At 34.1% G+C, this 11,752-nt stretch carries 12 protein-coding genes; all 12 read left to right on the plus strand.

The window, feature by feature from the left end; translation table 11 throughout:
• Positions 1 to 221 precede the first annotated feature (221 nt).
• Positions 222 to 830, plus strand: a complete 609-nt coding sequence (locus EV197_RS14360) for a hypothetical protein (RefSeq protein ID WP_130287496.1) — start codon at positions 222 to 224, stop codon at positions 828 to 830.
• A 187-nt stretch (positions 831 to 1,017) separates the two neighbouring features.
• Entirely contained in the window at positions 1,018 to 1,869 is an 852-nt protein-coding gene (locus EV197_RS14365) for a DUF2199 domain-containing protein (protein ID WP_242610747.1), read from the plus strand.
• 202 nt (positions 1,870 to 2,071) lie between these two features.
• Positions 2,072 to 2,548, plus strand: a complete 477-nt coding sequence (locus EV197_RS14370) for a hypothetical protein (RefSeq protein ID WP_130287497.1) — start codon at positions 2,072 to 2,074, stop codon at positions 2,546 to 2,548.
• 143 nt (positions 2,549 to 2,691) lie between these two features.
• Entirely contained in the window at positions 2,692 to 3,309 is a 618-nt protein-coding gene (locus tag EV197_RS14375; protein WP_130287498.1) for a hypothetical protein, read from the plus strand.
• 152 nt (positions 3,310 to 3,461) lie between these two features.
• A complete protein-coding gene (locus tag EV197_RS14380) occupies positions 3,462 to 3,929 on the plus strand; it encodes a hypothetical protein (RefSeq protein ID WP_130287499.1) in 468 nt (155 codons plus the stop codon).
• Between the two features lie 179 nt (positions 3,930 to 4,108).
• A complete protein-coding gene (locus EV197_RS14385) occupies positions 4,109 to 4,606 on the plus strand; it encodes a hypothetical protein (RefSeq protein ID WP_130287500.1) in 498 nt (165 codons plus the stop codon).
• 139 nt (positions 4,607 to 4,745) lie between these two features.
• A complete protein-coding gene (locus EV197_RS14390) occupies positions 4,746 to 5,378 on the plus strand; it encodes a dioxygenase family protein (RefSeq protein ID WP_130287501.1) in 633 nt (210 codons plus the stop codon).
• 1,038 nt (positions 5,379 to 6,416) lie between these two features.
• Positions 6,417 to 6,995 (plus strand): hypothetical protein, encoded by a 579-nt coding sequence (locus EV197_RS14395; RefSeq protein WP_130287502.1) that lies wholly within the window; start codon positions 6,417 to 6,419, stop codon positions 6,993 to 6,995.
• Between the two features lie 162 nt (positions 6,996 to 7,157).
• On the plus strand, positions 7,158 to 7,931 hold the full coding sequence (locus tag EV197_RS14400) for a hypothetical protein (protein WP_130287503.1): 774 nt from the start codon (positions 7,158 to 7,160) through the stop codon (positions 7,929 to 7,931).
• 146 nt (positions 7,932 to 8,077) lie between these two features.
• On the plus strand, positions 8,078 to 8,737 hold the full coding sequence (locus EV197_RS14405) for a hypothetical protein (RefSeq protein ID WP_130287504.1): 660 nt from the start codon (positions 8,078 to 8,080) through the stop codon (positions 8,735 to 8,737).
• 217 nt (positions 8,738 to 8,954) lie between these two features.
• On the plus strand, positions 8,955 to 10,802 hold the full coding sequence (locus EV197_RS14410; protein WP_130287505.1) for a PLP-dependent aminotransferase family protein: 1,848 nt from the start codon (positions 8,955 to 8,957) through the stop codon (positions 10,800 to 10,802).
• Positions 10,803 to 10,925: 123 nt separating this feature from the next.
• A complete protein-coding gene (locus tag EV197_RS14415) occupies positions 10,926 to 11,294 on the plus strand; it encodes a DUF2200 domain-containing protein (RefSeq protein ID WP_130287506.1) in 369 nt (122 codons plus the stop codon).
• Positions 11,295 to 11,752 lie beyond the last annotated feature (458 nt).

The raw sequence follows: 11,752 nt of genomic DNA on the forward strand, positions 1-11,752 counted from the left end.
AATAACTTAGCAGTAGCAGTTTGTTGTGTTTTCATATCTTTTAATTTTTAGTACATCTTAAAGATACACGATAAGCTGCTTTTACATAGATGCTATAATTCATTGTGGCATAAAGTTAAAACAAAGCTTAATTTATAAATCAAACGTCTGGATTTCGGCGGAATAGTCCTGCGGACGATTCCACAACGAAATCATAGCCGAGACCGTTATCGACAATTCGAATGAAAAGATATTTAATATTAGTCTTATTGAGTTTTTTACTTGTTTTCTGTAAAAAAGAAACGGAAAAGGAATCTATTAAAATTGAAAACAAAATAGAAACTTTGGAAGCAAACTCTATTGAAAAAAATAATCCTGAAATACCAATAAGAGTATTTGCTGACCTAATAAATTTAACGGAAACTAAAAGTTTAGAATTCTTAACGACTACCTCTGGAGTTGTTCCGCATTCTGATCTTGAATCTTTATGTAAGCAAGAAAAAGAAGGGTTTTATGGTTTTTACCATTTAATAAATAAAGACCAAAAGTATCGGATGATAGGAATGTTAACAGTATATACAACGGACAAACCTGAAAGCTGGAAATTTAACTCAAAGAACGAATCATTATCTATTCTTGAATTAAAAACAGATGATATAAAAGTATGGGATAGTATAGCAATTGGAACTGAAAAAAGTAAATTGCTAGATTTTATAGGAACTAGTTTTCATTATAAAAAAGGAAGTACTTTATATGCAGAACTGGGAGAATATAAGTCAAGCTTTACCATATCAAATGATACGATTAGCGGAATTAAAATAGTAAAATCCTGTAAAGAAAAAAGTCGATAACAAAATATATGTGCTCATAGCAGCAAAGTGATCAATCGATTGGTTGTTGTATTTTTGGTAAGGCGCAATGCTTGCTCGAGAGAAAAGTTAGCAATCACTGCGCAGAAAAATCAAAAAGCAAGGTAACATTTTGTGCTGCTACGACACATATATTAAACATTACCCAACATTTGAAAAACCAACAGCAATGTTTTGGAAAAAATGGAAAAAGAAAGAACGAATCGAAACGGTTGATTTGACCGAAAACGGATTTCTCATTAATTATAATGGCGAAATATCTCAATTCGAATGGAATGAAATTGACAAGCTAACTGGTTTCAAATTTGATAGGCTTACGATTGACGAAATTTGCCTAAATATTGAGGCGGAAAATAAAATAGCAATTGCAACAGAGGATTTTATAGGTTGGAGAAAATTTATGACGGAATTGCTAAATAAGTTCCCTGAAATAGATAAAAATTGGGAAGGAATTATAGCACAATCACCTTTCAAAAGAAATGAAACGGTGTTGTTTAGCAGAATAAAAACAGAAGGTGTATTTAATTGTACTGAATGTGGAAAAGTCCATTCTGAATGGCCTGCGTTAGCTTTCAGTTCGCCAGCTAATTATCATAACCTTTCTGATGATGAAAAGTCTAAAATCGGAAAATTGGATACTGATTTTTGCGAAATTCATTACAAAGACCAAATTGACCGATTTATAAGAGTAACACTTACTCAAAAAGTAAAAGACGCTTGTGAAACTTTGGAATATGGACTTTGGGTATCATTAAGCGAAAAAAGTTATTTAGACTATAAAGAAAATTACAATAATCCGAATCACAAAACTGGCTATTTTGGTTGGTTATGCAGCAACATCCCACAATATGGTGAAACAATTTCGATTCCTTGCGACGTAATGACAAGAACAGGAAATAGTAGGCCTGAAATTTTTCCTCATCAAGATTTTGACCATCCATTTGTTAGAGACTATTATTACGGAATAACCAAAAAGGATGCGGAAAAAAGAATAAACGAAATGATAAAAAACCTTGGGTAACAACACCTATGCGATAATGCGGAGTTTAGGTTAACTCTTATGGCTCTTGCCTATTTGGTTTGTCACCAAAGATTTAAATTAAGTATTTTAGAAAAGATAAAAACAAAACATAAACTTTGGCTAAGTGCTAGCTCAGAAAACCAGTGATTTTCTGCTTCCGCACTAGGCATAGCTAAACGTTACCACATATTATAAAAAAAGAATGAAGAGAATTTTATTAGCAGTTTTGGCTGCTTTGGGTATTAATTTTGGAGTTAAATCCCAAACGGAAAAACTGGATAGTGGCTTAAGAAATACTTTGAAATTAGTCGCTGACCGATTTGAAAAAGATAATCATGCCTATTTAATTAATTTGGCAAAAGATAATTCTGTGATAATACAAATTGTTCACGGAGCTTTAATACAACAAACAAGTACTCCTAAAAATGAATTTAATTTTTCATTAAATCTAACTTTTGACAACCAAATAGACGAATTAAATAGTTTCAGGGAATTAAAAATAGCAAGTGAATTCATAAATTATGAATGGGATGGAATTCCGTGTTTTGCAGTGAACTTCGGAAATAATTTAGAAAAGGCTAACAGAATAGTTCTCGAGGTTCTTCAAAAAGTTTATGGATTTAAACCTGATGATATTTTCGAATTTGAAATTTATGATCAAGGTAAAATTAGAATTTAAAAACATGTGGTAACAAAGTGTATAGCTCATTGCGGCTGAATTCCTAATCGGAATTCATTGCAATTTTACTGCCTTAGTGACTTATCGGAATGTTTCCTTCGGAAAATCCCGCAACAAGCTATACACAGAACGTTTGCAACAATATGAACAGACTAATTTCAGTTTTATTAATTTTAATGATTTTCGGATGTAACAGCATTTCTGAAAAGAAAAAAAGTGAAATAAATGAAAGGTCTGAATTGAAAGAAAAGGTTAAAGAAGAAAACGAAGAATGGAATTTTAAGAAACATCTTGATAATGAGATTGAATATCCTTTAAAGAAACTGAATCGAAAACCTATTTCTGAATTAAAATCTGAAACATTAAGAATTTGGAGATTTCCAGGAGGTGGAGCTGTTTTTGAGCAAATGTTAGAATTTAATAAAAGTAATTCTGAACTGACATTTCACTCATACTTAATTGAGGATTTTGAGTATGAAAAAGAAAACCAATTGTCTAAACTAAATTTCTCGAAAAAAATTAGCGAAAAAAGAATTATCAGCGAATTAAAATCAATAATCTCCGACTCTGAATTTATTGAAACTGAAGATAGCGAAAAATATTGTGAACCTTTTTTGGGTTGTGCAGATGTTTATCTTGTTGAATTTACAAACGGGAATAAGACAAATAAGTTTATTATAAATCATAACTTTGAGAAATGTGACAACAAGAAGGCGGATAACTCGAAAAAGATTTTTAAAATAATGAACGAAATAATATAAATACAGTTGCTAACACCGTATATAATTTATTGCTAGTTCTAGCCTACTTACGAACATTCCTGCGGAATATTCTATCTGTGTTGTATTTGCTAGCTTTAGTACTTAAACACGCCACTAATCTTATACATAAACGTTGTAGCCAATTAAACTGAATGCGAAAAACAGTCGAATTTATAGAAGATAGAATTAAGTGGAGAGCTTCTCAACATAATCTACCGAATAAAAACACCTTTTTATTTGAGAACTTGACTGACGAAGTTAAAATGAAATACCTAAATCATTTTGACGAAAAAGATAGCGGAAAAATAATCTTACTATTTACGGATTCAAAGAATAATTGGACAGCATTAGGAACAAAAAGAATTATTGGGTATGATGGAACAAAACTCAACTCTGTAAAATTAGATTCAATTGAAGATGTGGACTCTAAAAATCGGAAAGAATATTTCGAAAAAGCAGAAGCTGGTGAAACTAAACTCAAAAAAATTAAAAAACGCAACGAACGCGAATTATTAGTTACTGAATTTGACGGGAAAGAAACGATTTTTATTACGAAAAAAGGAAGTGACTTATTCTCTCTCTGGAATATTATGATTATGATCACGAGATTAAATAAATAAACTGGCCACAACAACATATATGTGATCATAGCAGCTAAGTGATTAATCGAATGGTTCTTGTATATTTGGTAAGGCGCAATTCTTGCAGAAAGTGAAAGTTAGCAAACAATGCGCAGAAAAATCAAAAAATAAGGTAACATTTTGCCCTGCTACGACACATATATTAAACGTTGTGTACAATGCCAAAAATGATAAAGAAATTTAACCTTAAACTGATTTTATTAGAATGTTTTGCTCTTATTTTTATCATTAGCGGAATTGACCGATTGTACGTGGCATATAATGGAAAACAATTCGATGCATTGATGAATGAGGATTGGGAAAAATTTGACAGTCTGACTGAAGTGCGGATTGGACAATTTTTCGCCGACCAAGCTTATTGGACTTTAGCCAGTTTAATAATCGGAGTTATAGCAGTTGGATTGGTAAATTGGAAGTATAAATTTGGAATTATCAACTCAATAGTAGTTCTAATTCTGACATTTGGAATTTACTCATCTGGAATTTACTCATCTGGAATTATAAACAGATACTTGAATTACTTTTGCGGATTATTTGCTAAAGGATATGGAATGGCTTTTCTAATAGGTGGTTTGATAATATTATTAACTGGAATCATCATTTTGTGGCAAGCCATAACGATGAATAAAAAGCACAGTACACAACACCGGCTATAGTTCATTGCAGCTGTCCCGAAGATTCAGAGCACAAACGGAATTCAACGGATTTTGCTATCTTTCTAACCGAAACGAATGTGTTTCGTAAACGCTACTGCTCAAACACCATAACTTAATACACCATTTAAAACAAACAACAATGAGAACATATTGGGGAATATTACTTTTGAGTATAGTTACAATTTCTTGCAGTGGACAATCCAACAACAGGACAGAAAGAAACGTTGGCGGACCCTGCCAGGATTGTCAGGCGGTGATGGACTTTACCAAACTAAATAGCACACTCAAATCAACGGACACCATAATAGGTTTTGAAAAGAATGACCCCAAAATTAAACTATCGGGAACTGTATTTCAAAAAGATGGTAAAACGCCAGCAGAAAATGTGATACTCTACTTATATCAAACCGATCGTAACGGAATTTATCAAGCTGGAGAAGATCCTTTCGGCTGGGAAAAAACTCACGGTCAGTATCGAACTTGGTTGAAAACTGGTAAAGATGGAAAGTTTTCGTTTTATACCTTCCGACCAGCTCCCTACCCTAAAGTAAATGAACCTGAACACATCCACGTATATGTTAAAGAACCGGGTACTATTCCCTATTATTTAGACAGCTATTTTTTTGAAAGTGACCCCAAGCTAACCGAGGAAAAGAAACAATCCCACAAAAACAGAGGTGGGTCAGGAATCGTAACACTCCAAAAGAAAGATGGCATTTGGACAGCGCATAGAAATTTAATTCTAGGAAAGAATATACCTGATTATGAATAGATAGGCTATTCACTACCCACTGCTTTTAAACCCTATCTTTCGACACTTAACCTATAAAGCATTATTTAGCGTTTTCTTTATGTTCATTACAGATTGTTTAAGCAGTAATTAAGAATTTATAGACCTATATCCTTTTAGATTTTGCGAATACTTTATCCTTTATTTCATAAAATGAAGCAAGCGTTATAGACACAATAAAAATCTATGATGAGCTAGGCAAGAACCCTAGATTCGGCAATAAAAAATTCAAAAATTGAAAAGTGAAACTGAAAACGTAGGGTATAAAAAAATGTGAGCGCATATTTTAAACCTAAACACAAAAATAGAAAGAAAACATAATTCCGAAAGCGAATAAATAGAGAAACGAAATAGAATCGGTGAAAACTTTACAAATATGCTCATAGAACAACAAGCAAATAAACGTTTTAAGAAGTTAAAAAACCTATTAACCCAAGCATTTGGATTCGTATCAGCTTAATATTATCAAACACTTCTAACTGGTCTTTGGCTAGCATTCGGAACTGGACTTGGTATTACCTTTGGACCAATCTTAGATTTACAATCAGGAATAGTTTATGGAAATATATTTGACTCAAGCTTAGGCTTACTTGTAGGACTAATTGAAGGTTCGTTTCTGGAAAAGAATAAAAAAGTAAAACATCTTGTACTAATTCATTTTTAAAAATAATAGCTTGACTAAGTAGGCTTCTCTTAGAAATTATAGAACTACTTTTTTTGAAAGCGCCCCTTACCTAACGATCAAATAAAATAGAGGGCAACCTGGAATCGTCCAAGTTGCGCTAAAAATGAAAGTTAGACACTCCGTCAAGATATTATTTGGGCTAATCATTCTTCATAAAAAGGGAAACGCTTTCGTAAACTTCCTCAAAAATGCTCGCTAAAAAAGAATAAATTAAGTTCTCACCCTTTTCCGTGAGGTTCAAAAAAATTAAAGATTATATCTTCGCCGACCAGTAACACAATTTTTTTTTAATTAATCACACACATCATTTCACTTATTTATTACCCTAAAAAGCCATGAACAACAAACTCATCAAAGGAATACTTTTTTTGTTTTTATTAGCTTCAAATTCTATAGAAGCCCAGTTTATCAAAGAAACTGCGATCCAGGGGCAAATAGGTTTTGGTAGCACTGCACCGTATAGAAGTAGCGATGAAATTGTAAATTCTGGTTTTTTTGCTCAGGGAGAATTAGTATTAAAAGCTGCTTCTTGGTTTGAGTTAAGGCCTTATTTAGGATTTATTTCAACGAGCTCCGATGGAGAAGATGTGAATGGAAATCCAACCGACGAAAAAGCTGAATCTAAAGCTGTACTATTAGGCGGAAAAGCACGTGTTAGAGCTCCTATCCCTTGGGTAGCACCTTATCTTGAATTAGGAATCGGAACTTCCATTGGTGAATTTGAAACACTAACCTTTTACCACGATATTGAAAAGGGTGGTATTATACCTCATATCCCCTTTTCATTAGGACTAGAGCTAGGAAGAAACCATGATGTTGATGTGGGCGTTGCTTTGTATTATCAGCCTACGGTTAAACAAGGTGTTGCGGCACTTAGTTTTGGACTTACCTTTCCCATCAATACCAAAGACTAGTTTTTTACTATATCCTGGTTAACCCGTACATAGCTTAATTGTTATAGTGTGCGTGCCAGCTACAATTATTACTATAGTGATTTCGTAATCGATTTAATCAATTAATACGAAAATTTTGTAGTATCGGTATACTATTTGATATACCTTAAAAAAACAAAACTGATGCAAAAAATCACCTTCCTCCTCCTCGTTATAGGTTGTATTAATTGGGCTGTAGCAGAGTGTACAGAAAGTGGCATGCAATTTTATCCTACACAAAAAGAAATCAGTCTTAATCCGATGTTTATCATTCAAGGCTATGCCGAAAGTCAAAAAACGGTAAACAGCTTTGAGAACAGAAAAGTTTATCTAGTAAGTGAGACCGGTGATAGAATCCAATTACGCCTTCAAGAAATGTTTAAAGGACAGTTTCAACTAACGCAAGCCATATTCTATACCACTTCTTCATTAGAGCCTAACACCACTTATTTCTTAACGTATGAAAATCAAACGGAAGCGGAAACCATAGAAATGATAAAGTATTACGATAACAAGGAAGAAAAAGTGTATTGGACAACAAGTGATCAACATCACGTAGATCCCTTAACGAATTCATTATCAATAGCCTTTGAAAAAACAGAAGTCTTTCAGTATGGTTGTGGACCCGAGGCATATGCTAGTTTTGCAATTACCAATAAACCCAAGGCTGAGATTTGGTATAAAACAGAAGTCAAAGAAGTAGGCGCTACTACCACATCGTTATATTATATCACCCCTTGGTTTGAAAAACTACATGTAGGTCATGATATGTGCTCAGGTGCCTTTACATTTACACCAACAGCAACCTACAAAGTGAGATTTACCCCTATGAATATTGATGGTAAATCTTTACCTACAACAGATTGGATAGCATTTACTAGTCCTTTTATGAAAGATGAACTGACTAAGCAAAACTAAAATCTAAATTATTTACCCGAAAAATGTATTTTGCAAAGTATGAAGTCTTAATGTTTACGCATTGCATTAATTTACTCCAATCAAAAACTTGGAGGATATACTATGATGAAATTAGTATCACCATAAGTTCAAAAACACTAGTACCCATGATTGTAACATCAAATAGAGGTCTTCAAATAAAACAGCTAAAACAGTTAGTAACCTATAGCATTGTTTTACTTTGCTGCTTACCTGCATATACCCAGTCTTTACAAAAAAATGAGGAAAAATGGCAAAATTTACAAGCCGCTGCACACCGCATAGGGTTTTGTGTATACCAGGTAAAAGAAACCGTCTGTACAGCACATCAGCAGAAAAGCAAAAGTAAAACAGCTGCTTATACAGAAACCGAAGAGGTGTATTATTTTGAATTTGATTGCACCTGGGCCAATAAAAGAATAACCAATTGGGCGGATACCAATACTACATCTGCTGAACAGTACCTTATGCTATTTGACACCGACCAAAAAAACACAAAGACAGCACCAAATACAACAACCACCTCAAACTCCTATGGCATGTTCTCTATACTGGATTGTACGCTTACCTATGATTATAAAACCAGAGTTACAGCAAGTATAGGTATAAACGCAACTGTTATTGCTCGTAAAAAAAACTCCATTTTATCCAACACCCTATGGAGAGAATTTATGAGCGGTAGAGAGGGTCGTCTTGAAACCACGATCAGTATTCCGCTATATGGTAACAATGCAGCGCAAGATTTTGAAGCTTTCAAAGAGGCCTTCATCAACTATTTAGCGAACTAGCGAATCAATACTAGCACAAGTCATTATTCTTTCAGGATCTGATAATCCATAATCCAGCATTACTTTTCTAGCTTAACTGTCTGTGTGGTAACCTATATGTCATCTCAAATTACACAAAATAAAAAAAGCTTTAAAAATGCCTGGTAAATGTTAGTTAATACGTTTTTTAAAAAAAGCTAATTAATGTATATTTCTCGCCGATCAAAAGAAACACTACATGGATACTACAAAATTGCTTTATTTCCTTAAAGAAGTTTTACATAATATGCCTAAAGACTGGGTAGAATTGACCACCCACAGACTTGATATATATAATGAGAAGTTGGCCAAAACAGAATTCATTACAGCGTTAGAAAGTCTTTATTCAGCTAACAAAGTTTCTGAAACGGCACTAAGCAATTTACCTACTGCCTATGACTATATTCGATTAGGGCATCCTTTATCCTCCGTATTGGAATGGGTTCTGGGCCAATTAAACGACGTAGCTTCAAACCAGGTAATCAGTTTCTCTTCTCAGACCATGCCTCTTTTGGCGGTACTCCGCAAAAATGCCTTGGAAGGTCAGAAAACAACAGTTTTTTTTCAAGGTGAATTACCAGAACTTATAGATGCAACACTACTACAAGAAGTGTATGGCTATGATTTTGAACTAGTAGCGGTAAATCGCATGGAAGACATACCAAAATTAGCACATAGTACAGTGTTTCTCTCTCATCAAGAGAAAATAGGGAGTTATACCATTCCTGCAACGGTAGATTTTTTTATCGATATGCAGCCTAATCTCGGTAGCATCATTATTGTAAAAAGTGGTGAACCCGAAAGCTACATCAGTGAAATTCAACATGTACGAAGACGAGAAAGCATTGCGATGACACCAGCGGATTGCTTTACAGTGCTCCGAACACTTGTCGTGGATCCTTCTGATCGTCCAACATTTGATACGAAGTCAGCAAATACTAAGAATAAGGTTATTGAAGAAATCAAAAAAATAACTGGTACCAATACCCAAGCACAACTAGGATCGAGCGGATTATCAATTCAGTATGCCATAATGATGGGTTTGGTAGATGAAGCCCTAGAAAAACACAAAGGCAAACCTATTAAGTTTCTCGTTCCCCCGAATTGTTATGGAGGTACAAATGATCAAGCTCGTCGGGTCGCAGCTAGTATCGCTAATGCTGAGGTATTGGATTTACCGGTTGACCGCGATAACGATATGGTGCAAAGTGTAGATAAAGTGCTGGAAGAAGTCGCCAAACAAGATGCGGTACCTTATATCATTGCAGAAATACCAACAAATCCAAGAGTTGAAGTTCCTAATCTAATAAAGCTGAAGGAAGCTCTTGAAAAAAAGCGACATACTCCTAGTGGTTCAGTAGCCATAGCTCCGGTTTTTATCTTGGATCAAACCTTTTGCCCAAACGTTCATTTTTTAGGTGAAGGCGAAATACTTTCAGACGTTAAAGCTATCGCCTACGTTAGTGGTTCCAAATTTCCTAGTGGAGGAAAATGTACTGCTGGTTATTGTGTAGCCAATACGTTAGCAGCTCCTTTATTGCAAAAAATTGAAACCCATTTACGATTATGCGACAATGGTGCTACGGATCTTCAGCTACAAATACTGGCTGCTCAATTACCTTCGATGAATCAAAGAATAAAAGAGGCCTATGTAAACACACGCGAATTTGTTACCTTCATTCAAGAAAAATTACCTGAGGCCAAAATAAACTTCGTATCCGAAACATTAGCCGCTCAAGGATTTACACCTTCCGTTTTTTCGCTGGATTTACCTACTAAAGGTGCTACCGCTGAAGAAAAAGAAGCCCACAAAAGAGCGTTGAATCAAAAGCTGATTGATATGATGATTACGCAAATTCCAAAGGATAGTAAATATTGTGTGAGTTACGGGCAACTCAAAGGGTGTTACTGGACAATTCCTGCCACGAGTACGCAGGGGACAACCAAAGAAAAAGATAAGGATTACATCGCTCGTGTATCCGTTTCTCCAGATTTAGATTTAGAAAAGCATAAAGAAGTGTTTCTTGAATTTGTCAACCAAATGTAAAAACAAAAGAACACAAACAACTATTAATCAAAGCCTTAATTGCTAAAAAATTAGTTTTTTATACTGCCCACGGTGTACAATACAATGAAAAAAAAATAGTATCTTACTATCAAATCGTAGCGTATGAAAAGCACAGCAGCACATGATGAACGCATTGCCAAAATGTCCTTTGCCTCGGTTTATCCGCATTATATAGCCAAAGTAGAAAAGAAAGGAAAGACGAAAGAAGAGCTAATCCAGGTCATAGAATGGTTAACGGGCTTTAATGAAACTAAGTTGCAAGAACTTATCGATAGTAAAGCAACCTTTGAAACATTTTTTGATCAAGCGACTTTACACCCCAATGCAACACTAATTAAAGGTGTAATTTGTGGATATCGAGTAGAAGAAATTGAAAATCCATTAACTCAAAAAGTACGCTATTTGGATAAGCTAGTAGATGAATTGGCAAAAGGTAAAAAAATGGACAGTATTTTAAGGAAAGAAAAATAATTACCCCTGTCTCGCTATAACCCCTCCACTTCTGAGAAAACAAATTGACTTTTTTCTAATAATACCTTACAAAATGTAATCTTTTTCGCTTTGTAAAAAGGACAAGAATTTCGAAAGATCACCACACTTTGTACAAATGCTAATTTTAAGCTAAGATTTAAGCTTACTGAAATTCTAGCGTTTTTTTTCTTAAATTTAAAGTGATTAGGAAAGGATTACCAAGTAAGTTTAGTAGTAAAATTTAAAACCAGATGTACTACAATTCTAGTAAGGGACTAGAGGTAGAATATCATCAAGTGTTTTGTATACAATGATGTGCACGCAAGGCTACTTATTGTTTAACTACGTTTACGCACCTGGTAATTAGGTATTCAATACTTTTAAAATATAAAACACCTTAGCTTTATACACGTCAAGATTTAGTTTGGAAAAAAATTGAAATTAGGAATACAGTAAAT

Source organism: Aquimarina brevivitae, from assembly GCF_004216895.1.
GTDB classification, from domain to species: Bacteria; Bacteroidota; Bacteroidia; order Flavobacteriales; family Flavobacteriaceae; genus Aquimarina; species Aquimarina brevivitae.

Excerpts from the sequence above, each read along its gene's own strand:
- EV197_RS14360 (WP_130287496.1), top strand. The coding sequence starts at position 222 with ATGAAAAGATATTTAATATTAGTCTTATTGAGTTTTTTACTTGTTTTC.
- EV197_RS14365 (WP_242610747.1), top strand. The coding sequence starts at position 1,018 with ATGTTTTGGAAAAAATGGAAAAAGAAAGAACGAATCGAAACGGTTGAT.
- EV197_RS14370 (WP_130287497.1), top strand. The coding sequence starts at position 2,072 with ATGAAGAGAATTTTATTAGCAGTTTTGGCTGCTTTGGGTATTAATTTT.
- EV197_RS14375 (WP_130287498.1), top strand. The coding sequence starts at position 2,692 with ATGAACAGACTAATTTCAGTTTTATTAATTTTAATGATTTTCGGATGT.
- EV197_RS14380 (WP_130287499.1), top strand. The coding sequence starts at position 3,462 with ATGCGAAAAACAGTCGAATTTATAGAAGATAGAATTAAGTGGAGAGCT.
- EV197_RS14385 (WP_130287500.1), top strand. The coding sequence starts at position 4,109 with ATGCCAAAAATGATAAAGAAATTTAACCTTAAACTGATTTTATTAGAA.
- EV197_RS14390 (WP_130287501.1), top strand. The coding sequence starts at position 4,746 with ATGAGAACATATTGGGGAATATTACTTTTGAGTATAGTTACAATTTCT.
- EV197_RS14395 (WP_130287502.1), top strand. The coding sequence starts at position 6,417 with ATGAACAACAAACTCATCAAAGGAATACTTTTTTTGTTTTTATTAGCT.
- EV197_RS14400 (WP_130287503.1), top strand. The coding sequence starts at position 7,158 with ATGCAAAAAATCACCTTCCTCCTCCTCGTTATAGGTTGTATTAATTGG.
- EV197_RS14405 (WP_130287504.1), top strand. The coding sequence starts at position 8,078 with ATGATTGTAACATCAAATAGAGGTCTTCAAATAAAACAGCTAAAACAG.
- EV197_RS14410 (WP_130287505.1), top strand. The coding sequence starts at position 8,955 with ATGGATACTACAAAATTGCTTTATTTCCTTAAAGAAGTTTTACATAAT.
- EV197_RS14415 (WP_130287506.1), top strand. The coding sequence starts at position 10,926 with ATGAAAAGCACAGCAGCACATGATGAACGCATTGCCAAAATGTCCTTT.